The organism is Citrobacter sp. Ct235 (genome assembly GCF_030332305.1).
In the GTDB taxonomy this organism is placed as follows: Bacteria; Pseudomonadota; Gammaproteobacteria; order Enterobacterales; family Enterobacteriaceae; genus Citrobacter_A; species Citrobacter_A telavivensis.
The window spans coordinates 393,357-414,731 of sequence record NZ_JAOWIC010000049.1 but is presented as its reverse complement, the minus strand read 5'-3'; the positions used below and the strand labels follow the sequence as shown (position 1 = coordinate 414,731).

The following is a 21,375-nucleotide window of genomic DNA, read 5'->3' as shown; positions in this document are numbered from 1 at the left end:
CGTAACCGAAAAACTTATTTCTGTGTCTGAAATGAGTATACGGCATCGCACCCGCTGATGGTATTTCCTTGACCAACTAAATTGTCTCTCATTGACCTGGCGTTATGACCCCCCTCACACTTCGGGTAAATAATTCGCATCAATAAATAAGATCATCTTCGTTACAAAAAAACCGGCGCAGTGGCCGGTTTGTTGAGTTGTTCAGGCAGTAGACAGTTATGACTACTTCGCCGCCTGCGGGTCGGTGTCGTACTCAGCGCAGCTCTGGTAGCCTGAGTTGACAACATGACCGGTATCATCCAGCGCCACGAAATAGGTTTCAGCTTTACCATCACGTTGACCCAGGATGTAGGTCTGACAGGTACCGCGAGCATGGATCATGCTCACTTCAGACGACGGTTTCCCGGCAATCTGTGCAACCTGCGCGCGACTCATACCTTTTTTCACATCTTTGACCACAGGCTGGACAAATTGGTCTTTGGTACGATCGTACGCCGTACACCCTGCAAGCATGGTTAATACCGCCGCTGCACTGAAAACTCCTGCAATAGTCCTGTTCATTTTTCGTCCTCTTTTTAATCAGCATGTTATATAAGCCTGGAATAGAATCTGTTATTTTTCAAGCTAACGCTTAGCACGCGAATATTTCGCCAGATTCCGTTCAGGCGGCAGGATGTCGTTTTAAGCGCCACTCAGCCTGTGTTCTCTTGTCGTTTACACAGCAAAGGGTTAGCTTAAACACGGTCTGATTTTATTCTTTTATAGTGGGAGGGGGTAAATGACTCTGCAACAAGAGATCATCAAAGCGCTTGGCGCAAAACCGCACATTAATCCAGAAGAGGAAATTCGCCGCAGCGTGGATTTCCTGAAAGCGTATCTGCAACGCTATCCCTTCCTGAAAAGCCTGGTGCTGGGCATCAGCGGCGGGCAAGACTCGACGCTGGCAGGTAAACTGTGCCAGACCGCCATCAGCGAACTTCGTGCTGAGACCGGTAACGACGCGCTGCAATTTATCGCCGTTCGTCTGCCGTATGGCATTCAGGTTGATGAGCAGGATTGTCAGGACGCCATTGACTTTATCCAGCCGGACCGCGTGTTGACCGTGAATATCAAAGGTGCGGTGCTGGCGAGCGAACAGGCCCTTCGGGAAGCGGGTATTGAACTGAGCGATTTTGTCCGTGGCAATGAAAAAGCCCGTGAGCGCATGAAGGCGCAGTACAGTATCGCGGGCATGACCAGCGGCGTGGTGGTTGGCACCGATCATGCAGCAGAGGCCATCACCGGTTTCTTCACCAAGTACGGCGATGGTGGTACGGATATTAACCCGCTATTTCGCCTCAACAAGCGCCAGGGGAAACAGCTGCTGGCGGCATTAGGTTGTCCGGAGCATCTTTATAAGAAAGCGCCCACCGCCGATCTCGAAGACGATCGCCCTTCTCTGCCGGATGAAGCCGCGCTGGGCGTGACTTATGAAAACATCGATGACTATCTGGAAGGAAAAGCGGTGGATGCCGCCATCGCGAAAATCATTGAAGGCTGGTATTTGAAGACGGAGCATAAGCGTCGTCCGCCGATTACCGTGTTTGATGACTTCTGGAAGTAATAAGGCTGAACCAGCCAGAGGGCGCGTCCCTCTGGCCTGCACAAGGACGTCAGCCACGCGTCGTCATGATCATTGAACGGCGTCCGGGGAGTGCCCCTGCAGCCAGGTTATCTCACTAAACAACAGTTTCCCCTCCGCTTTCAGCAGCCGGAGCGTATGTTTTCCATCATGCCAGCAGGCGCCCTGATCGGCAGTCAATAATTTATCGCCCAGTTGCCAGGCACCGCTAATGACAAACACCACGCCGCCGCGCGAGCCAAACGTCGTGAAGGTGCGATCGGCCACCCGAACCTTCGCCTGGCAGGCGTCACGCCGGGTCATGATATTAAAATCCATCGACATCTGTCCTTCCGTGAGTTTGGCTTTCACCACGCGCTCGCCGGCAAAGGTAAACGGCTGATGCTGCTTGAGGGTGTGGCTGAACGCGCCCTGACTCTCCAGCGTCACTTCACTGCCTTCCAGTAGAGTGATCACCCGCTCAATACCGGGAAAGAGCGAAAACTCACCATTACCGGCGATAGAAGCAATGCTGGCTCGCCAGTGAAAGTCGCGGGTCGCCGGAGGAAAACAGCAAATTTCACGCGTTTCACCGGCACCGTTGCGCCAGAGATTGACCGGCATCTTGCGGATATCAAAGTATTCCATCATCGCTCCTGATAAACATCATGCAGCATAATAAGGCACAACGTCGTTATCGGCAGCCACGATGATTTTCCTTAGGGTCTGAAAAAGAAAAAACCGCCGATCCTGCCCATCGCCTCAGTGGAGGGGATGGACAAGACCGGCGGTCTTCGAATAGGTCTGCTCAGTGATTACTCAACAGGTACAGGCATTTTACCGTCACGCGCCGGACGTTCTGTCAGACGCTTCTCAAAATTGGCATTAAACTGCTTTTTCTGTTCCGGGGTCAGAATGTTGTAGATCTTATTCTGCGTTTCCATGTGCGCCAGCATGTTGGCTTTACGCTGTTCTTCCATTTTCGCAATCTGCGCTTCGGCCTTCGCTTTATCGAAGGTGTCGCTGGCGATGATGTCGTGCATTGCGCGGCGTTCTTCAACTGGTGGACGCTTCATCTGGTCACGTTTGTCCTTCATGATGTCGCGGATCTGCTGCTTCTGAGCATCGGTCAGATTCAGGTCTTTAAACATCATGTCATGATGTGGACCAAATTTGCCTTTATGCTGCATCATCGGTTTGGCGTCTGCCGGGGCGGCGGTAGTATCCGCTGCATGAGCCAGGTTCGCAGCGCCCAGCGCCAGGGTAGAAGCAACAAACAGTGCAGTTAATTTACGCATAATCTTTATCCTTCCTTTCAGTTATTTTACGGCTTTCTTGTCACCTCCGAAGAAGTACAGTGCCGTGTTGACGAGATTAACTTTAACGACTTAATCGTCAATTAGTCAGAGCATCGGTAAAACAATGAAAGTGTAAAAAACATTTTTTCGCCAATTGTGGAGAAAAAAAGAAATTAAGGTGAAAAGTTGAAAGGAAAAATGACAACAGCATGATTTTTCAGGGAATATGAAGAACCATACCTGATTACTGATGATAAATAAAGCTGTTCTCCAGGAATAATCCGGATTAATTCTCCGACGCACAAAAAAATAAAGCCCACAGGCCCTCGCCTGCGGGAAATACGTTAGTTCATTTTCTCCAGCATCAGACCTGCACGTAATCCCAGCGCCACGCCGGGATTAGGGAATAGAACGTACTCTACGTCATGTGTGACGACAAAACGCTCGGCGCCATCTTCCGCCAGTAGCGTCCCTGCGGCAAACGGCGTGAAGTTGAGCGTCTGGCTGTCCATGTGCAGCACAAACGCGTCGCTGCGCCGGGTTATCTGTGACGCGACCTGATAGCGGACCGGCGGAGTGCCGTCGGCCTGGTCAATTTGTCCCGTCAGTAAACAGGTCAGCGCGGCAGACGTCGGGGCAAACTGGCGAAGATCGTTGTGACCGAACGGCAACGCTTTGCCCAACTCCAGCGTGCAGGCGAGCGCGCCGAAGTGTTCAGCGCTGAAATGGGTAAAGGTGCCCCCCGGCGTTTGATGGAACACCAGCGCTTCCAGTCCTGCGGCACCCAGCCAGCCAAGAAACGCCTCATCCCAGGGGATGGGGCGTTGGGGCAACACGCCAAAGCGCAAATGGTGAGAGCCACGAATGGCGGTGTGCAGATCCAGATGCCAGCGAATCGACTCCGCGCCCGTCGTAAAGAAATCTTCCAGACACTGCTCAAGTTGACGTGCACGCTGTGTCTCGACGCTTTCGGCAAACAGTTGCCAGCGCCCGCCAAACATCCGGTTCATATCGCTGTGGCAGTAGCGCTGGCCGTCTGCCAGCGCCTGCGGATTGCCGAGGATCACCAGCAGTCGCCAGTGCAGCGTAATTTCCCCCGCCGACAGCGCCAGCAGCAAGGCATTAAGTATCTCGACTGGCGCGGTTTCGTTGCCGTGAATACCGGCGGAGATCACCAGTGCGCGATCGGTCGCGGTGAACGGCGTAAGTTCGAGGATACCGGCGTCAACCCAGCGCCAGCGAAAGCCCGCCCTTTGCCCCTCCCGGACATCCGGCATCGTACCCGCCAGCGTGGCGGCGAGGAAATCATCCATGTCCGCCTCCCGATTGCTGGAACGGATAGACAGAACCCAGCTGCAGCAGTTGTGTCAGCGTATCCAGCGCTTCGCGCCCTTCACGCAACAGTTGCGGATCGGCGAGATCCGCGGCGGTCAGGCGGTCGCGATAGTAGCGATCCACCCAGTCGTTGAGCGCATTAAACAGCACGTCATTCATCATCACGGCCGGATTGACCGCCTGGCGTTCTTCTGCGGTTAGCACCACCCGCAAGCGCAGACAGGCTGGCCCGCCGCCGTTTGACATACTTTCGCGCAGGTCAAATACCCGCATGTCGCGGATCGGATTATCCGTTTCCAGCAGGTTCGTCAGATAGCGCCATACGCCCGCGTGTTCGCGACACTCCTGTGGCAGAACCAGCATCATCGAACCGTCATCCCGGCTCAACAGCTGGCTGTTAAACAGATACGTCGCGACCGCATCCGGCACCGACACGTCAGCCGTTGGCACCACAATGGGGGTAAAACCGGACACCCGAGCGCGCAGTTGATTCATGACCTCGTTCTGTTTCGCAAAGGACTGCTCATGGCAGAACAGCACTTCCCGGTTCGAGACCGCAATGACATCGTTATGAAACACACCGAGGTCGATGACCTCCGGGTGCTGCTGGGCAAAAATACACTGCTGTGGATTCACCTGATTCAGGCGGGCCACCGCCTCGCTGGCCTCACGGGTCTGACGCGCCGGATAGCGGGAAGGCCGCGTATTACCGCCCTCTTCACGCCCGTAGACAAAGAGCTGCGTCCCCGGCTCGCCATATTCTCCACCGAGTCGATTATGGTTAGCCGCCCCTTCATCGCCAAGCATCGCCACCTGCGGCAGCGCGGAATGCACCGCGAAATAGCGTTCATCACGGAAGATCGCCCGCAGCAGCGTTTCTGTGGTGGGCGCTTCGAGAGAACGGTGGAACTTGTTATTGAGGTTGGCGACCGTCAGATGCACTTTGCCATCCAGCGTATCCGCCGACGGAGCAACCGTCGCCGCGTTTGCCACCCACATCGGCGATGCGGAGCTGACGCTGGAGAGCCAGTGTGGCACCTGACGCGCCACTTTCTCGATCACCTGCTCATCGCTGCCGCTAAACCCCAACTGGCGCAATGCAGGAATAAACGGCCGTTCATGCGGCGGGATCACCGCCTGCGGGTATCCTGCATCCGCCAGCGCCTTCATTTTAAGCAGCCCCTGCTTCGCCGCCAGACGCGGGTTCGAAACCTGAAAACGATGACGGGTGGACGCCTCGTTGCCGAACGACAGCCCGGCATAATGGTGCGTCAGCCCCACCAGTCCATCGAAGTTGACCTCGCGTGCTTTCATACGGACTCCTCACGCGAGAAGTCGAGGCCCGGACTCAACGTTGCAGGTAGCGTCAACGCCGGAGATTCCAGACTCGCCATCGGCCAGGCGCAATAATCGGCAGCATACCAGGCGCTGGCCCGATGGTTTCCGGAAGCCCCTACGCCACCGAACGGCGCGGTGCTGGCGGCACCGGTTAACGGTTTATTCCAGTTAACGATCCCCGCACGCGCTTCCAGCAGTAGCTGGTCGAACTGCGCGCGGTCAGGCGAGACCAGCCCACAGGACAGCCCAAAACGAGTGTTGTTGGCCATCGCGATCGCCTCGTCGAAGCGTTCATAGCGCCAGACGCCGAGCAGCGGACCAAAGACCTCCTCATCGGGAAGATTCGCCACGCCCGTCAGTTCAATAATACCCGGCGATAACAGCGAGGTACCTGCCTGCAGCAGGCGCGGCGCCAGCAGCGTCCGCCCGCCGAGCGACTCAAGTTGTTGCCAGGCCCCAAACACATGACGCGCCGCCTGTTCGGAGATAAGCCCGCCAATAAACGGTTGCGGCTCATCGTCCCAGCGGCCTGGCTGGATGCGCTGGCTGACGTCCACCAGTCGCGCGAGAAACGCATCGCCCTGCGCACCTTTCTTCACCAACAGCCGACGTGCGCAGGTACAGCGCTGACCGGCGGTGACAAACGCGGACTGAATAGTCAGGTGCACCGCCGCATCGATATCCGCCGGATCCTCGATAATCAACGGATTGTTACCGCCCATTTCGAGGGCAAGGATTTTTTCCGGCTGTCCTGCAAGCTGGCGATGCAGTTGATAGCCCGTGTTCGCGCTGCCGGTAAACAGCAGCCCGTCGAGGACGTCCAGCGCGCTCAGCGCCTGTCCCGTTTCCCGCCCACCCTGCAACAGATTCAGCACCCCATGCGGTAAACCGGCCTGTTCCCAGAGTCGGATCACCGCGTCTGCGGTCCACGGCGTCAGTTCGCTGGGCTTAAAGAGTAAGGTGTTGCCCGCCAGCAGCGCGGGCACAATGTGCCCGTTCGGCAGGTGTCCCGGAAAGTTATACGGACCAAACACCGCCAGCACGCCATGCGGACGGTGGCGAAGCGTTGCCGCGCCGTCGGGCAACGCACTCTGCTGCTCGCCAGTACGGGCGTGGTACGCATTAACAGAAATGGCGATTTTGTTAATCATCGCCGTCACTTCCGTCACCGCTTCCCAGCGCGGCTTGCCGGTTTCGCGGGCAATAATGGCGGTCAGTTCGGTTTTATTGCTCTCCAGCAATCCGGCAAATTTTTCGACAATCGCCTGGCGTTCGCTGAAGGGGCGTCGGGCCCAGGCCGGGAAAGCCGCGCGCGCGGCACAGGCCGCCAGCTTCACCTGCGCGGCATCGGCATCGTGACCTTCCCAGAGCACGTCACCCTGTACCGGATCTTTCTTCACCCGATGTTCACCCTGACCGGTCACCCAGTCGCCGTTAATCCATAAAGTCATAGCGTTTTCTCCTCAGCGCAGAGACGGACAAAACGAACCCGATCTCCTGCATGACATTTCAGGGCATCCAGTTGCGCGGCGGTCAGCACCAGACGTTGTGTATTCGGATCGGCGCGTACCAGCATGACGCGGAAGTGACGATAGTTCTCATTCGCCACCAGACAGGCCGGGAAATCACCGGTCGCAGGCTGTCCTTCGCCAACCTCTATCAGCCGACTTTTGCGGATCGCCCGCACCCGGTCAATGTCACACTCCAGCGTTGGACCGCCGTCGAAAATGTCGATGTAATGGCGATAGCGGAATCCTTCTTTCTCCAGTACGGCGCGCGCCGGGGCGGTTTGCGGATGAACTTCGCCAATCACCGCCTGCGCCTCGTCGGAGAGAAAGTGGGTGTAAATCGGATGCTTCGGCATCAGTTCAGCAATAAACGCTTTCTGTCCGGTACCGCAGAGAAAATCGGCCCGGGAAAACTCCATCGAGAAAAAGCGTTTCCCCAGGCTTTGCCAGAACGGGGAATAGCCGTGCTCGTCGATCACGCCGCGCATTTCCGCGACCACCTTTTCATTAAAATGGTCGCGAAACGCCGCCATAAACATGAAGCGCGATTTAGACAACAGGTAGCCGTTGCCCTCTTTGCGCCAGTCGGGGTCGAGGAATAACGTGCACAGCTCGCTACTGCCCGTATGATCGTTACTGAGAAACAGCGTCGGCAGCGCGTTATAGACGTTCAGCTCTTTTGAGGCATGCACCTGCGTCCCTACGCGATAGTTGTACCAGGGATCGTTAAGCCCCACGGCGACTTCGATCGCGCAAATTCCCGCCACGGTGCCACTGTCCAGATCCTCCAGCACAAAGACATAACCCTGTTCACTTTTCGGCAATTCGCCCCGCCAGGTTTTCAGGGAGCGGTCGATACGCGCCGCCAGCGTGGCTTCATTGGCCGGTAGCGAGGTCAGTCCACCGCCGGTTTTACTGGCCAGCTGCATCAGCGCGCTGATATCAGCGTGCTCGACAGGACGGATCACCATCATGATGAACCTCCGGCGGTAATCTGTTCGCAGGCAAGCGCAAAACGGTCAAGACCGGTAGCCACCTCTTCTTGCGTGACGTTCAGCGCCGGAGCGAAGCGCACCACGTTGCCCCCAGCAATCAGCACCATCACGCCCGCTTTCGCGGCTTCCTGAGAAATCTGTTTGGCTTTGCCGGCAAACTTATCGTTCAGTACACAGCCAATCAGCAGGCCCAGCCCGCGAATTTCACTGAACAGCCCGGTGTGCAGATTGATGGCGTTCAGACGCTCCACGAACCAGTCATGGCGCTGTTTCACACCGTTCAGCATCGCGGGCGTATTGACGATGTCGAGCAATTTTCCGGCGACGGCGGTTGCCAGCGGGTTACCGCCATAGGTGGTGCCGTGTGTTCCGACGGTCATCACGCTGGCGCATTTTTCACTGGCCAGCAGTGCCCCGATCGGGAAGCCGCCGCCCAGCGCCTTGGCGGTGGTCAGGAGATCTGGCGTAACGCCGTAGTGCATGTAGGCGTACAGCTCACCGGTACGGCCCACGCCGGTCTGCACTTCATCAAAAATCAGCAGCGCATTATGTCGATCGCACAGCTCGCGCAGCCCTTGCAGGAAGGCCTGAGTTGCCGGCAGCACGCCGCCTTCACCCTGCATGGGTTCGACGATGACCGCACAGGTGGTATCGTCGATCAGCGTGCTGGCAGAGTTAATATCGTTGTAGACGGCGTGACGGATCTCCGGCGGCAGCGGCGCGAAATCCTGCGAATAGGCAGGTTGTCCCCCGGCGCTGACGGTGAACAGCGTACGACCGTGAAAGGCATTCTTAAATGCCACGATGCCGCTTTTATTGCTGCCGTAGTGGTCGTGCGCATATTTGCGCGCCAGCTTCAGCGCCGCCTCGTTGGCCTCAGCACCGGAGTTGCAGAAGAAGATACGATCGGCAAAGGTGGCGTCGATTAACTTTTTCGCCAGTCGCAGCGCCGGCTCGTTGGTATAGCCATTGCCGGTGTGCCAGAATTTACTCGCCTGGTTATTCAGTGCGTCACGCAATTCTGGATGCGCGTGCCCCAGCGCATTCACTGCAATACCCCCCGCGAAGTCGATATACTCTTTACCCTGCTGATCCCACAAGCGTGAACCTTCGCCACGAACCGGAATAAAAGGCGCCGGTGCATAAACGGGCATCATCCATTCATCAAAATTTTCACGCGTAATTGACTGAGACATAGCGACCTCATCGGTAAATAAAAAGTTATTTATATGTTAATAAATAGTGGTGTTTGCGCTGTAAATGTAGATTGCAGTCTTCATGCCAGCCAGCGAAAAAAATGCATAAATGGCTGCCTTAGACGGAAAATCAATGCGTTACAACCCAGCGATATTCACTATGCGTGCATAAAAAGTGAATATGTTTGCGTAAAAGAGGAGTAAATAGAGGAAAAACCGCAATATTATGCACAGACCAAATATAATTCTGGAAATGTGATCCTATGCGAAATTTACAGGAAATTGCTGCGCCATTCTGACGCAATCTGCCCTAAAACCGGGCAAAGGTTGCCCCATTGTTAACACCATTCGCACTCATTGCCGGAATCTCACCATTATGAGCAGTCAGTTTGCGGAAATTCTGCTACCATCCATGCACTATTCATCCAGCAAAGTGGCAGCGACTATGAAATTTGTCTCTTTTAATATCAACGGCCTGCGCGCCAGACCTCATCAACTGGAAGCCATCGTCGAAAAACACCAACCCGATGTTATTGGCCTGCAGGAGACAAAAGTTCACGACGACATGTTCCCGCTCGAGGATGTCGCAAAACTCGGCTACAACGTTTTCTATCACGGTCAGAAAGGTCACTATGGCGTGGCGCTGCTGACCAAAGAGACGCCCATCGCCGTGCGACGGGGTTTTCCCGATGATGGCGAAGAGGCTCAGCGGCGCATCATCATGGCGGAGATCCCCTCTCCACTGGGCAACCTGACGGTGATCAACGGCTATTTCCCGCAGGGCGAAAGCCGTGACCATCCGATTAAGTTTCCGGCCAAAGCGCAGTTTTATCAGAACTTACAACACTATCTCGACAACGAACTGAAGCGTGACAACCCGGTACTGATCATGGGGGATATGAATATCAGCCCGTCCGATCGGGACATCGGCATTGGCGAAGAGAACCGCAAGCGCTGGCTGCGCACCGGCAAGTGTTCGTTCCTGCCGGAAGAGCGCGAATGGATGGACCGCCTGCTGGGCTGGGGTCTGGTTGACACCTTCCGCCATGCGCACCCGGAATCTGTCGACAAATTCTCGTGGTTTGATTACCGTTCGAAGGGATTCGATGATAACCGCGGTCTGCGTATCGATCTGTTGCTGGCAAGCAATCCGCTGGCGGAGCGCTGTGTGGAAACCGGTATTGACTATGACATTCGCAGTATGGAAAAACCGTCTGACCATGCGCCGGTGTGGGCAACGTTTAAGGTTTGATGTTCAGTCGTGAACGCCAGAAAGATGGGGTTAACAGGCGCACTGATCCTCTGTCTTGCCGGGGTGCTCTGGGCGTTGCCCCCCGGTCTGCTCACGCTGGAGACGCTTAAGCACCATCATTCACTGCTGGCGGACTGGCAGCGCCAGTCCCCTTTTCTTTGCGCCAGTCTCTATTTTCTGCTCTATACCGCTATCGCGGCGCTGTCGATTCCCGGCGCGGCGCTGCTGACGCTGCTCGGCGGTGCGCTGTTTGGCCTCTGGCAAGGTACGTTGCTGGTCTCTTTTGCTTCGACGCTTGGCGCGACGCTCGCCATGCTCACCAGTCGTTATCTGCTGCGTGACTGGGTGTCGCGGCGTTTTGCCCGGCACATGGCAACGGTGAATAATGGGATGGCGCGAGACGGCGCCTTTTATCTCTTTGCGCTCCGCCTGATGCCGTTGTTTCCGTTTGTTGTCGTCAACCTGCTGGCCGGCCTCACCGCCGTCGGCGTGCGCCGTTACTGGTGGGTCAGCCAGTTGGGGATGCTACCTGCCACCGTCGTTTATCTGAACGCCGGACGCCAGTTAAGCCAGTTAACATCGATACGCGACATTATCTCTCCCGCGATGCTGGCCGCGTTTGCCCTGTTGGGGTTATTACCGCTGGCCTCCCATTGGCTGGCAACACGTTTTTTTCAGGAGTAACGATGCGTTGGGGATTACTACTTGCGGGCCTGTTGCTGACCGCTCAGAGCCACGCCGAACAGAACTGGCAGCAGATCAAAGATGAAGCCAAAGGCCAGACCGTCTGGTTCAACGCCTGGGGCGGTGACACCGCCATTAACCAGTACCTTGACTGGGTCAGCGGCGAGATGAAAACGCACTATGCGGTCAATCTTAAAATCGTGCGCCTCGCCGATGCGGCTGATGCCGTGAAGCGTATCCAGACGGAAGCCGCCGCCGGGCGGAAAACCGGCGGTTCTGTCGACCTGCTGTGGGTCAACGGTGAAAACTTCCGCACGTTGAAAGAGGCAGGATTGTTGCAGACCCAGTGGGCGGAAGCGCTGCCCAACTGGCGTTATGTCGATACGCAAAAACCGGTACGTGAAGATTTCTCTATTCCCACTGACGGGGCTGAATCTCCGTGGGGCGGCGCGCAGTTGACGTTTATCGCGGACAGCAGCGTGACGCCACAACCGCCGCAGAGTCCGCAGGCGCTGTTGGCATTTGCCCAGGCGCATCCCGGCACCGTCAGCTACCCTCGACCACCGGACTTTACCGGCACGGCGTTCCTGGAGCAGTTACTGATCTCGCTGGCAGACTCTCCGCATGCGCTCACCGTCGCACCGGATGCCGCCACCTTCGCCCGGGTGACCGCGCCGCTGTGGCGCTACCTTGACGCGCTGCATCCCGCGCTGTGGCGCGAAGGCAAGGATTTCCCACCATCTCCGGCGCGGATGGACGCGTTACTCAACAGCGGGACGCTGCGCCTGTCGTTAACCTTTAACCCCGCGCACGCTCAGCAAAAAGTCGCCAGCGGTGAATTGCCGAAAAGCAGCTACAGCTTTGGCTTTAGCGAAGGAATGATTGGCAACGTTCACTTTGTCACCATTCCGGCTAATGCCCGTGCCAGCGCCGGAGCGAAGCTGGTCGCCAACTTCCTGCTCTCGCCTGACGCCCAGTTGCGGAAGGCCGACCCGACAGTCTGGGGCGATCCGTCGGTCCTGGATGCGAAAAAACTGCCCGCCGCGCAGCAGGCGGCGCTGGAAGCACGCATGCCGGATGGCCTGCCCGCCGTCCTGCCCGAGCCTCATGCGGCCTGGGTTAACGCGTTGGAGCAAGAATGGCTGCGCCGCTACGGCTCGCGCTAATGTTTCTTGCCTGGCTGGGCATGGCGACAATATACGCGCCAGTACTGCCGGCCAGCGTGCTGCTAATCGCCCCCGCGCTGTCGTTGGCGAACTGGCAGGCGCTTTTTGCCGATCCCCAACTGCCGCAGGCGTTGCTGGCAACCGTGGTTTCAGTGTTCATCGCCGCCGCTGGCGCGCTGTTTATTGCGCTAATGGTTGTGGTGGCGCTCTGGCCAGGCATACGCTGGCGGCGGTTGAGTACCCGCCTGCCGTGGCTGCTCGCCATTCCCCATGTCGCGTTTGCCAGCGCCGCGCTGCTGCTCTTTGCCGAAGGCGGACTGCTCTGGCGCGCGCTGCCGTTTTTCTCTCCCGCGCTCGATCGCTACGGCATTGGGCTTGGCGTGACGCTGGCGGTGAAAGAGAGCGCTTTCGTGCTGTGGATTTTATCGATTTTACTGAGTGAGAAACGACTGGCTCAGCAAGTCATCGTCCTGGATTCACTGGGCTACAGCCGCCGACAGGCGCTCTGCTGGTTGTTATTGCCCACCATTGCCCCCGGGCTGGGTATCGTGATGCTGGCCGTGGTGGCGTGGACGATTTCGGTGGTAGATGTTGCCATTATCCTGGGTCCCGGCAACCCGCCAACGCTGGCGGTCCTCTGCTGGCAGTGGCTTAGTCAGGGAGACAGTGAACAGCAGATCAAAGGCGCGCTGGCGAGCCTGCTTTTACTGGCGCTACTCGCCCTCTTTGTCCTCGCAGGCTACCTGCTCTGGCGCGGTTGGCGACGCACACTTCCCGACATCAACGGCGTGCGTCAACGCCGTATTCCGCCCGTGACGGGAAAAACGCTGGCGCTGTCGCTACCCGCAACGGGTGTGCTGTGCACGGTATTGTTGGCCCTTCTCGCACAGCAATCCGCGCTTAATCCCGAGGCATTAACCCACAGCGTAATGGCAGGACTGGCCGCCAGCGCGCTGGGGTTGGTCATTTTGCTGCTATGGCTGGAATGGGGGCCGCAGCGCGGACATCGTTGGGTCTGGCTGCCGATCCTCCTTCCGGCGCTGCCGTTGGTGATGGGGCAATATGCGCTGGCGCTACACCTTGAACAGGACGGCCAGTTTGCAACGATTGTCTGGGGGCATCTGCTGTGGGTAGCACCGTGGATGTTGTTCGTCCTGAAACCGGCCTGGCAACGCATCGATCCCCGTCTGCTGCTGATTGCCCGGACGCTGGGCTGGTCGCCGATGAAAATCTTTTGCACCGTAAAATGCCCGCAAATTATACGTCCTGCACTGGTGGCGCTGGCGGTGGGTTTCTCCGTCAGTATCGCACAGTACATGCCGACGCTGTGGCTGGGCGCGGGTCGTTTCCCGACGCTGACGACGGAAGCGGTCGCCCTCAGCAGCGGTGGCAGCACCGGCATCCTGGCCGCGCAGGCGCTCTGGCAATTGCTGTTACCGCTGTTAGTGTTCGCACTGATGGCCGGGCTTTCATCATGGGTCGGCCACCGCCGGCAAGGATTGCGCTAATGCTCACCGTTCGCCATCTTACTCTGTTTTTTAACCAGGCCCCGCTGTTTGGCCCGTTAACCTTTGATGTAGCAAAAGGTGACATTGTCACATTAATGGGCCCCTCCGGCTGCGGCAAGTCTTCACTACTGGCCTGGATGGTGGGTGCGCTGACACCGCCACTGCACGCCAGCGGTGAACTGTGGCGGGATGAACAACGTCTGGATGTGCTCCCGACGGCCCAACGCCAGACCGGCATTTTATTTCAGGATGCCCTGCTGTTTGATCATTTTACGGTGGGGCAAAACCTGCTGCTGGCGCTCCCCGCCGGTCTGAAAGGCCCGGCGCGCCACGATGCGGTTCATCACGCGCTTGAACGCGCGGGCATGGCGGGTTTCTCTTCTCGCGATCCCGCCACGCTGTCTGGCGGTCAGCGCGCGCGGGTCGCGCTGCTTCGCGCCCTGCTGGCACAACCCAGAACATTGCTGCTGGACGAACCCTTCAGCCGTCTTGATACTGACAGACGGGCAGACTTTCGTCAGTGGGTCTTTGACGAAGTGCGTCGACTGGACATCCCGGTCGTTCAGGTGACCCATGACGCGCAGGATGTTCCGCCGGGAGGCCACGTTTTGCAGTTATCTCCCGCGTCGTGAAACTGCGGACATACTGCGTTAACGCAAAGTTTTTCAGCTACAGCGAGCACAGAATGGCGCCTCCTTATCTCAACGTCGGGCAATTCGATGAAACGTGTTTCTCAAATGACCGCGCTGGCACTGGCTTTAGGGCTCGCTTGCGCTTCCACCTGGGCTGCTGATATGGCGCAGGCGCTCAACTTCAAACAACTGACGCAAAAACAGGGTACAGCCATCGATACCCGTCCAGGCGCGTTCTACAATGGCTGGCCGCCGTCGTTAAACGGCCCTTCCGGCCATGAACCCTCCGCCCTGAATCTCTCTGCAAGCTGGCTCGACAACATGAGCGACGAACAGCTCAACGCCTGGATCCAGCAGCATCAACTGAAATCCGCCGCCCCTGTCGCGCTGTACGGCAACGACAGCGATGTGCAGGCGGTGAAAAGTCGACTGCAAAAAGCGGGACTGCAACAGGTTGCCACGCTGAGCGACGCGCTGCAGGAGCCCGCCCGTCTGCAACGACTGCCGCATTTCGAACAGCTGGTTTATCCGCAGTGGCTGCATGACCTGCAACAGGGTAAAGAGGTGACCGCGAAACCCGCCGGTGACTGGAAAGTGATCGAAGCCGCCTGGGGCGCGCCGAAGTTTTATCTGCTCAGCCATATTCCGGGTGCGGATTACATCGACACCAACGAAGTGGAAAGCGAGCCGCTGTGGAACAAAGTCTCCGACGCCAGCCTGCAGGCGATGCTGGCGAAACACGGTATCCGTCACGACACCACTGTTATCCTGTACGGTCGCGATGTTTACGCCGCGGCACGGGTGGCGCAGATCATGCTGTATGCCGGGGTGAAAGACGTTCGCCTGCTCGACGGTGGCTGGCAGACCTGGTCTGATGCCGGGCTGCCGGTCGAGCGCGGCACACCCGCGAAGGTCAAACCGGAGCCCGATTTTGGCGTGACCATTCCGGCGCAGCCGCAGTTAATGCTTGATATGGAGCAGGCGCGCGGGCTGTTGCACCGTCAGGATGCGTCGCTGGTCAGTATTCGCTCCTGGCCGGAATTTATCGGCACCACCAGCGGCTACAGCTACATCAAGCCAAAAGGTGAAATTGCCGGCGCGCGCTGGGGACATGCCGGCAGCGACTCGACCCATATGGAAGACTTCCATAACCCGGACGGCACCATGCGCAGCGCGGAAGATATCGCCGCAATGTGGAAGCAGTGGCACATACTGCCGGATCAGCAGGTCGCCTTCTACTGTGGCACCGGCTGGCGCGCGTCAGAGACGTTTATGTACGCCCGGGCGATGGGCTGGAAAAACGTCTCCGTCTATGACGGCGGCTGGTATGAGTGGAGCAGCGATCCAAAAAACCCGGTCTCCACAGGCGAACGCGGCCCGGACAGCAGCAAATAATCTCACCCATTCTGACGCTGAAGCCCTTTCAGCGTCAGATAACCACTCCAGACGCGCGTCAGCGTCGTCATCCAGCACAGCGTGCCGAAGATCCACGCCAGTGCGGCGAAGTACGCCGGGAAAAGGCAGCAGAGCACAAAGAGTGCGATCGTTTCCGTTCCCTCCGTCAATCCGCCCAGATAGTAAAACGACTTGTGTGCGTAGCCGGGGTTATCGATATTGTGCTTTGCAGCCAGCGCAGCAAAGGCGAGAAAGCTGCTGCCGGTGCCGATAAACGCAAACAACAGCCAGCTTCCCGCCAGCGCGTTATGCTGCGGATCGGCCAGAATGAAGCCAAACGGCACCATCGCGTAAAACAAGAAGTCGAGCGCGATATCGAGAAAGCCACCCGCATCGGTGAGTCCTCGGCGTCGCGCCAGCGCGCCGTCAAGACCATCCAACAGCCGGTTCAGCGCAATCGCCACCAGCGCCGCCAGATACCACCCCAGGGCCAGAAACGGCAACGCCAGCACGCCGAGAGCAAATCCAACGAGCGTCAGCCCGTCCGGAGAAATCCCCGGCCTGTCGAGCACGCCCGCGCAGCGGTGGAGCAGCGGTTTGAGCCGGGGATGAAGATGCCTGTCAAGCACGCGGCGCTCCTTTGAAACTGTCGCACAGCCCCTGCGAAGGAATGTCCAGCGCGGCGTTGAAACGCGCCGAGAGGTTCTGGAAGGCCAGAAGCGCGGTCATCTCACTAATGACCTCATCGCTGAAATGCTGCTTCATTTGCGCTTTCAGGGCATCGTCTACCTGCGGCGGCGTGGCGGTCACGGCGTCAGCATAGGCCAGCGCAATGCGCTCTTCTGTCGTAAAAAGCGACGATGCCTGCCAGTTCGCCACCGCCAGTACTTTTTCCATCGCGCCACAGCGCTCTGCCAGACGCAGGCTGTTGGCGTCCACGCAGAATGCGCAATGGCAGACCTGCGACACGCGCGTCATCAGCAGCGCCCGCATCACCGGCGTCAGACGGGCACGTTTACGTTCGAGAAATCCCACAAACAGCGCCACCAGCCAGAACAAAAACGGCATCCGTCCCCACCAGCGCGTCGGATGTAGTACCTCGCCGTAGTGTTTTTTTTGCGTCATCACGAGAGGGCTAAGAGAGGCAGGGAGGCGGGTCAGCGGCGTTACCCACGATTGCGGATCGTTCAAGGGGGACTCCTGGGACTTCAGGTCAATCAAAGATGACGATAGTATGTCACTTTCTGCTGTTGAACATTGACGAATATGATGAAAACCCTCGACGTTGTTGCCGCGATCGTTGAACGTGATGGCAAAATTTTGCTCGCCCAGCGCCCGCCACAGGCGGACCAGGCTGGACTATGGGAATTTGCCGGTGGCAAGGTGGAAGCGGGCGAAACGCAGCCACAGGCGCTGGTCCGCGAACTGCGTGAAGAGCTAGGGATTGAGGCCACGGTAGGATGCTATATTGCCAGCCATCAGCGTGAAGTCTCCGGGCGGATGATTCATCTGCATGCCTGGCATGTCCCCGCGTTCAGCGGAGAGGTGATAGCGCATGAGCACCAACAGCTGGTGTGGTGCGAACCACAGGCCGCGCTGGACTATCCGCTCGCCCCCGCCGATGTTCCTCTGCTTAACGCCTTTATGATTTTACGCGCCGCCAGACCAGCGGATTCGTGCCGATCGTTTTCTCATCGCGCTGGCACTGCAACAATACGCCATCGGCTTTAATCACCGCCCCTTCTGAATAATTCTGATCCTGATAAATGCAGCACTGATTACAGGGCTGCGCGCGCTGCCCACCGGAGCTGAAGACCTCCGGCGGCACGTTCACCTGAACATCAGGGCGAATATTTTGATTCGCCAGGGTGGATAAAGAGAGTGTCATCAGCGCTGCCGCCATCGCGATAAAACGCATAGGATTTCCTTACTATTCCGGGACTGTTCTCAGTATAACGGTAACCCGCACGGGAAACTTTAATCTCTTGCGTCATCGCTTTTTGTTATGACAGCCGTTTCGTTATTAATTTGTCTGGCCCCGGCATTTTTTTCTTGCTATCCGTCACATTCCTGGTGGTATAGTCAAAATCTGCAAATGCACTTAATACAAACAACATAAATACAACCACATTAAAATATAAGAGGTTTTTATATCTATGGATCAGACACGCTCTCTGGAATCATTCCTCAACCATGTCCAAAAGCGCGACCCGAATCAAACCGAGTTCGCGCAAGCCGTCCGTGAAGTCATGACCACCCTGTGGCCGTTCATTGAGCAAAACCCGCGTTATCGTGAAATGTCGTTGCTGGAACGTCTGGTTGAGCCAGAGCGTGTGATTCAGTTCCGCGTCGTGTGGCTGGACGATCGTAATCAGGTCCAGGTTAACCGTGCATGGCGTGTACAGTTCAACTCGGCGATTGGCCCGTACAAAGGTGGGATGCGCTTCCACCCTTCCGTGAACCTGTCGATCCTGAAGTTCCTCGGTTTTGAGCAAACCTTTAAAAATGCGTTGACCACCCTGCCGATGGGCGGCGGTAAAGGCGGAAGTGATTTCGACCCGAAAGGGAAAAGTGAAGGCGAAGTGATGCGTTTCTGTCAGGCGCTGATGACTGAACTGTATCGACATCTGGGGCCGGATACTGACGTTCCTGCCGGAGATATCGGCGTGGGCGGTCGTGAAGTGGGCTTTATGGCCGGGATGATGCGTAAGCTTTCCAACAACAGCGGCTGTGTGTTTACCGGCAAAGGACTCTCCTTCGGCGGCAGCCTTATCCGCCCGGAAGCAACCGGCTACGGTCTGGTCTACTTCACCGAAGCGATGCTCAAACGTCATGGTCTGGGCTTTGAAGGGATGCGCGTGGCGGTTTCCGGCTCCGGCAACGTGGCGCAGTTTGCCATTGAAAAAGCGATGGAATTTGGCGCTCGCGTGGTGACGGCCTCCGACTCCAGCGGCACCGTCGTGGATGAGAGCGGCTTTACGAAAGAGAAACTGGCGCGTCTGTGCGAAATCAAAGCCAGCCGCGATGGTCGCGTGGCGGACTACGCCCGTGAGTTTGGCCTGACCTATCTGGAAGGTAAACAGCCGTGGTCAGTGCCGGTCGATATCGCCCTGCCGTGTGCAACGCAAAACGAACTCGATGTCGACGCCGCGCGTCAGCTTATCGCCAACGGCGTGAAGGCGGTGGCGGAAGGGGCAAACATGCCGACCACCATCGAGGCAACCGACCTGTTCCTCGAAGCCGGCGTGCTGTTTGCACCGGGCAAAGCAGCGAACGCCGGTGGCGTTGCCACCTCCGGTCTGGAAATGGCGCAGAACGCTGCGCGTCTGAGCTGGAAGGCGGAAAAAGTGGATGCCCGTCTGCACCACATTATGCTTGATATTCACCATGCCTGCGTCGAGTACGGTGGCGAAAGCAAGCAGACCAACTATGTCCGTGGGGCGAACATCTCAGCCTTCGTGAAGATTGCCGACGCCATGTTTGGCCAGGGTGTGATTTAATTCACCGCGGCACGAGCGTATTACACGCCCGCCTCTGCTTCTGCTGATGGCGGGCTTTTTTTCGCCGCGCGTTTGCGGGGCGCGCTCTTTTTCTTATCTGCGTCGCCGGGTGCCACAATGCCACGGAAGCGGCGTACCGGCGTACTCCGCGCCTGATCGATCAGTTGATACAGCGTCCCCACCAGCGGCTGCATAAAATCCTGATAGCGGCACTGCTTTTCGCTGATTTGCGTCAGTATCGACTCCCAGTGGGCGGTCATGTCAGGACGGGTCGCCATCTCCGGCAGCGAGTGGAACAGCGCTTTCCCGGCATCGGTGGAGTGAATATAACGCCCTTTTTTGACCAGAAAGCCGCGCTTAAACAGCAGTTCAATGATCCCGGCGCGGGTGGCTTCGGTGCCCAGCCCATCCGTTGCGCGGAGGATCTTTTTCAGATCTTTATCCTGTACGAAGCGCGCGATCCCGGTCATCGCCGACAGCAGCGTGGCATCGGTAAAGTGGCGCGGCGGCTGGGTCTGGCGTTCTACAACCTCCCCCTTTTCGCACAGTAATTCATCGTCTTTCGCCACCACCGGCAGCGGCGTGCCGTCGTTCTCTTCATCACGCTCTTTACTGCCGAGCAGCGTCCGCCAGCCCGCTTCTGCGAGGAACCGGGCTTTAGCAACGAATTTACCCTTCGCGATGTCCAGTTCAATCACGCATTTACGGAATACCGCATCCGGGCAGAACTGCATCAGGTACTGACGGGCGACCAGGTTGTACACCTTCGCTTCATTCTCCGTCAGATTGATGTTGTTACTGCGTGCCGTAGGGATAATGGCGTGGTGCGCATCGACCTTTTTGTCATCCCAGCAGCGATTGCGGGTATCGGGATTCACCGCCGGTTGCGGCAGCAGATCCGGCGCATGCACGCTGATGGCATTCATCACCGCATGACGTCCGGCAAAGTGCTCTTCCGGCAGATAGCGGCAATCGGAACGCGGGTAGGTAATGAGTTTATGGGTTTCATACAGTTTCTGGCAGATGTCGAGCACGTTCTGCGCGCTCAGACCAAAGCGCTTTGCCGCTTCAATCTGCAATGTGGAGAGCGAAAACGGCAGCGGTGCGGATTCTGATTCCCGTTTATCATTATAGCTGGTGACAATCGCTGGCTGCCCGTTGATGCGGTTGACCACATGCTCCGCCAGCGGACGATGTAGCAAACGCCCCTCTTCGTCCTGATACGGTTCACACGCTTCGCTTGGCTGCCAGATGGCGGTGAAACGTTCATCCGCAGGGGTCACGATATGCGCTTTCACTTCAAAGAAATCTTTGGCAACGAAGTTTTCGATCTCTTCGTCACGACGTACCACCAGCCCAAGCACCGGCGTCTGTACGCGTCCGACGGAGAGTACCCCCTGATAACCGGCATTACGTCCGAGGATAGTGTACGCCCGGGTCATGTTGATGCCGTACAGCCAGTCCGCGCGGGCGCGAGCCAGCGCTGACACGCACAATGGCACAAATTCACTGTTTGAACGCAAACGTTCAATGGCGCGCTCAACGGCCTGCGGGTTGAGATCGTTGATCAAACAGCGCTGCACCTGATGGCGCTTTTCCGGTGCCAGTTGCAGGTAATCCAGCACCTCATCGACCAGCAGTTGCCCTTCGCGATCCGGGTCGCCCGCATGAATAACCTCACTGGCCTCATGCAGAAAGCGTTTGATCACGTTGAGCTGTTTGGTTACGGAAGGACGCGGCTGCAATTGCCACTTTTCCGGCACGATCGGCAGGTCGGCCAGATTCCAGCGTGCATAACGGCTGTCATAGACATCGGGCTGCGCCTGTTCAAGCAGGTGACCAATACACCAGGTCACCACCTGACCATTACCGCATTCAATAAAACCATCGCCTTTGCGGTGCGGTTTAGGCAGCACATCGGCAATGGCACGTGCCAGACTCGGCTTTTCGGCAATAAACAACCGCATC

21 protein-coding genes are annotated in these 21,375 nt (G+C 57.5%); 9 read left to right on the top strand and 12 right to left on the bottom strand.

The annotated features are described in order from the left end of the window. Positions 1 to 222: 222 nt before the first annotated feature. Positions 223 to 561 (bottom strand): osmotically-inducible lipoprotein OsmE, encoded by a 339-nt coding sequence (gene osmE, locus OGY35_RS19115; RefSeq protein WP_178823806.1) that lies wholly within the window; start codon positions 559 to 561, stop codon positions 223 to 225. A gap of 217 nt (positions 562 to 778) precedes the next feature. On the opposite strand from osmE, the gene nadE reads away from it, so the two are divergent. Further along, positions 779 to 1,603 (top strand): NAD(+) synthase, encoded by an 825-nt coding sequence (gene nadE, locus OGY35_RS19110; RefSeq protein WP_286633147.1) that lies wholly within the window; start codon positions 779 to 781, stop codon positions 1,601 to 1,603. Positions 1,604 to 1,672: 69 nt separating this feature from the next. Here the strand turns inward: nadE and ves are convergent, their stop codons facing one another. The 7 genes from ves to astC form a co-directional block, all read right to left on the bottom strand. Further along, entirely contained in the window at positions 1,673 to 2,248 is a 576-nt protein-coding gene (gene ves / locus OGY35_RS19105; RefSeq protein ID WP_152406338.1) for an environmental stress-induced protein Ves, read from the bottom strand. Positions 2,249 to 2,415: 167 nt separating this feature from the next. Beyond that, positions 2,416 to 2,898, bottom strand: coding sequence for an ATP-independent periplasmic protein-refolding chaperone Spy (gene spy / locus OGY35_RS19100; RefSeq protein WP_286633146.1), 483 nt, complete (start codon positions 2,896 to 2,898; stop codon positions 2,416 to 2,418). A gap of 344 nt (positions 2,899 to 3,242) precedes the next feature. Next, on the bottom strand, positions 3,243 to 4,211 hold the full coding sequence (gene astE / locus OGY35_RS19095) for a succinylglutamate desuccinylase (RefSeq protein ID WP_286633145.1): 969 nt from the start codon (positions 4,209 to 4,211) through the stop codon (positions 3,243 to 3,245). Then, the gene (astB, locus tag OGY35_RS19090; RefSeq protein WP_286633144.1) at positions 4,204 to 5,547 is read right to left on the bottom strand and encodes an N-succinylarginine dihydrolase; all 1,344 of its coding nucleotides are present in this window, start codon (positions 5,545 to 5,547) and stop codon (positions 4,204 to 4,206) included. The genes astE and astB overlap by 8 nt, the downstream gene beginning before the upstream one ends. Next, complete coding sequence (astD, locus tag OGY35_RS19085) at positions 5,544 to 7,022, bottom strand: succinylglutamate-semialdehyde dehydrogenase (protein ID WP_286633143.1); 1,479 nt, start codon at positions 7,020 to 7,022, stop codon at positions 5,544 to 5,546. Before astD ends, astB begins: the two co-directional genes overlap by 4 nt. Further along, on the bottom strand, positions 7,019 to 8,053 hold the full coding sequence (astA, locus tag OGY35_RS19080) for an arginine N-succinyltransferase (protein WP_286633142.1): 1,035 nt from the start codon (positions 8,051 to 8,053) through the stop codon (positions 7,019 to 7,021). Before astA ends, astD begins: the two co-directional genes overlap by 4 nt. Continuing rightward, entirely contained in the window at positions 8,050 to 9,270 is a 1,221-nt protein-coding gene (astC, locus tag OGY35_RS19075) for a succinylornithine/acetylornithine transaminase (RefSeq protein ID WP_286633141.1), read from the bottom strand. Before astC ends, astA begins: the two co-directional genes overlap by 4 nt. 445 nt (positions 9,271 to 9,715) lie before the next feature. Between astC and xthA the strand changes: the two genes are divergently transcribed. From xthA to OGY35_RS19045, 6 genes are all read left to right on the top strand, one after another. Then, positions 9,716 to 10,522 carry an exodeoxyribonuclease III gene (xthA, locus tag OGY35_RS19070; protein WP_286633709.1) on the top strand — a complete coding sequence of 269 codons (807 nt, stop codon included), beginning with the start codon at positions 9,716 to 9,718 and terminating at the stop codon, positions 10,520 to 10,522. 9 nt (positions 10,523 to 10,531) lie between these two features. After that, positions 10,532 to 11,206: a TVP38/TMEM64 family protein gene (locus tag OGY35_RS19065; protein WP_502872704.1), complete on the top strand. Its 675-nt coding sequence runs from the start codon at positions 10,532 to 10,534 to the stop codon at positions 11,204 to 11,206. A gap of 2 nt (positions 11,207 to 11,208) precedes the next feature. Beyond that, the gene (locus tag OGY35_RS19060; protein WP_286633139.1) at positions 11,209 to 12,372 is read left to right on the top strand and encodes an ABC transporter substrate-binding protein; all 1,164 of its coding nucleotides are present in this window, start codon (positions 11,209 to 11,211) and stop codon (positions 12,370 to 12,372) included. Next, positions 12,345 to 13,880, top strand: coding sequence for an ABC transporter permease subunit (locus tag OGY35_RS19055; RefSeq protein WP_286633138.1), 1,536 nt, complete (start codon positions 12,345 to 12,347; stop codon positions 13,878 to 13,880). The genes OGY35_RS19060 and OGY35_RS19055 overlap by 28 nt, the downstream gene beginning before the upstream one ends. Beyond that, complete coding sequence (locus OGY35_RS19050) at positions 13,880 to 14,512, top strand: ATP-binding cassette domain-containing protein (RefSeq protein ID WP_286633137.1); 633 nt, start codon at positions 13,880 to 13,882, stop codon at positions 14,510 to 14,512. The genes OGY35_RS19055 and OGY35_RS19050 overlap by 1 nt, the downstream gene beginning before the upstream one ends. 87 nt (positions 14,513 to 14,599) lie before the next feature. Continuing rightward, positions 14,600 to 15,907, top strand: a complete 1,308-nt coding sequence (locus OGY35_RS19045) for a rhodanese-like domain-containing protein (protein WP_286633136.1) — start codon at positions 14,600 to 14,602, stop codon at positions 15,905 to 15,907. 2 nt (positions 15,908 to 15,909) lie between these two features. Here the strand turns inward: OGY35_RS19045 and OGY35_RS19040 are convergent, their stop codons facing one another. Together OGY35_RS19040 and OGY35_RS19035 are read right to left on the bottom strand one after the other, a co-directional pair. Continuing rightward, positions 15,910 to 16,536: a CDP-alcohol phosphatidyltransferase family protein gene (locus OGY35_RS19040; RefSeq protein WP_286633135.1), complete on the bottom strand. Its 627-nt coding sequence runs from the start codon at positions 16,534 to 16,536 to the stop codon at positions 15,910 to 15,912. After that, positions 16,529 to 17,098, bottom strand: a complete 570-nt coding sequence (locus tag OGY35_RS19035; RefSeq protein ID WP_286633134.1) for a carboxymuconolactone decarboxylase family protein — start codon at positions 17,096 to 17,098, stop codon at positions 16,529 to 16,531. The genes OGY35_RS19040 and OGY35_RS19035 overlap by 8 nt, the downstream gene beginning before the upstream one ends. A gap of 75 nt (positions 17,099 to 17,173) precedes the next feature. Here OGY35_RS19035 and OGY35_RS19030 point away from each other — a divergent pair, with 75 nt between their 5' ends. Beyond that, positions 17,174 to 17,638 (top strand): pyrimidine (deoxy)nucleoside triphosphate diphosphatase, encoded by a 465-nt coding sequence (locus OGY35_RS19030; RefSeq protein WP_286633133.1) that lies wholly within the window; start codon positions 17,174 to 17,176, stop codon positions 17,636 to 17,638. On the opposite strand, the gene OGY35_RS19025 is transcribed toward OGY35_RS19030, so the two are convergent. Continuing rightward, positions 17,550 to 17,810, bottom strand: coding sequence for a YnjH family protein (locus tag OGY35_RS19025; RefSeq protein WP_187696667.1), 261 nt, complete (start codon positions 17,808 to 17,810; stop codon positions 17,550 to 17,552). The genes OGY35_RS19030 and OGY35_RS19025 overlap by 89 nt on opposite strands. A gap of 253 nt (positions 17,811 to 18,063) precedes the next feature. Here OGY35_RS19025 and gdhA point away from each other — a divergent pair, with 253 nt between their 5' ends. Next, positions 18,064 to 19,407 (top strand): NADP-specific glutamate dehydrogenase, encoded by a 1,344-nt coding sequence (gene gdhA / locus OGY35_RS19020; RefSeq protein ID WP_286633132.1) that lies wholly within the window; start codon positions 18,064 to 18,066, stop codon positions 19,405 to 19,407. A 20-nt stretch (positions 19,408 to 19,427) separates the two neighbouring features. On the opposite strand, the gene topB is transcribed toward gdhA, so the two are convergent. Then, entirely contained in the window at positions 19,428 to 21,374 is a 1,947-nt protein-coding gene (topB, locus tag OGY35_RS19015; protein WP_152404940.1) for a DNA topoisomerase III, read from the bottom strand. Position 21,375: the final 1 nt, after the last annotated feature.

Bases quoted from the DNA above. Each gene is read 5' to 3' on its own strand.
- osmE (WP_178823806.1), bottom strand. From the start codon at position 561: ATGAACAGGACTATTGCAGGAGTTTTCAGTGCAGCGGCGGTATTAACC.
- nadE (WP_286633147.1), top strand. From the start codon at position 779: ATGACTCTGCAACAAGAGATCATCAAAGCGCTTGGCGCAAAACCGCAC.
- ves (WP_152406338.1), bottom strand. From the start codon at position 2,248: ATGGAATACTTTGATATCCGCAAGATGCCGGTCAATCTCTGGCGCAAC.
- spy (WP_286633146.1), bottom strand. From the start codon at position 2,898: ATGCGTAAATTAACTGCACTGTTTGTTGCTTCTACCCTGGCGCTGGGC.
- astE (WP_286633145.1), bottom strand. From the start codon at position 4,211: ATGGATGATTTCCTCGCCGCCACGCTGGCGGGTACGATGCCGGATGTC.
- astB (WP_286633144.1), bottom strand. From the start codon at position 5,547: ATGAAAGCACGCGAGGTCAACTTCGATGGACTGGTGGGGCTGACGCAC.
- astD (WP_286633143.1), bottom strand. From the start codon at position 7,022: ATGACTTTATGGATTAACGGCGACTGGGTGACCGGTCAGGGTGAACAT.
- astA (WP_286633142.1), bottom strand. From the start codon at position 8,053: ATGATGGTGATCCGTCCTGTCGAGCACGCTGATATCAGCGCGCTGATG.
- astC (WP_286633141.1), bottom strand. From the start codon at position 9,270: ATGTCTCAGTCAATTACGCGTGAAAATTTTGATGAATGGATGATGCCC.
- xthA (WP_286633709.1), top strand. From the start codon at position 9,716: ATGAAATTTGTCTCTTTTAATATCAACGGCCTGCGCGCCAGACCTCAT.
- OGY35_RS19060 (WP_286633139.1), top strand. From the start codon at position 11,209: ATGCGTTGGGGATTACTACTTGCGGGCCTGTTGCTGACCGCTCAGAGC.
- OGY35_RS19055 (WP_286633138.1), top strand. From the start codon at position 12,345: ATGGCTGCGCCGCTACGGCTCGCGCTAATGTTTCTTGCCTGGCTGGGC.
- OGY35_RS19050 (WP_286633137.1), top strand. From the start codon at position 13,880: ATGCTCACCGTTCGCCATCTTACTCTGTTTTTTAACCAGGCCCCGCTG.
- OGY35_RS19045 (WP_286633136.1), top strand. From the start codon at position 14,600: ATGAAACGTGTTTCTCAAATGACCGCGCTGGCACTGGCTTTAGGGCTC.
- OGY35_RS19030 (WP_286633133.1), top strand. From the start codon at position 17,174: ATGATGAAAACCCTCGACGTTGTTGCCGCGATCGTTGAACGTGATGGC.
- OGY35_RS19025 (WP_187696667.1), bottom strand. From the start codon at position 17,810: ATGGCGGCAGCGCTGATGACACTCTCTTTATCCACCCTGGCGAATCAA.
- gdhA (WP_286633132.1), top strand. From the start codon at position 18,064: ATGGATCAGACACGCTCTCTGGAATCATTCCTCAACCATGTCCAAAAG.
- topB (WP_152404940.1), bottom strand. From the start codon at position 21,374: ATGCGGTTGTTTATTGCCGAAAAGCCGAGTCTGGCACGTGCCATTGCC.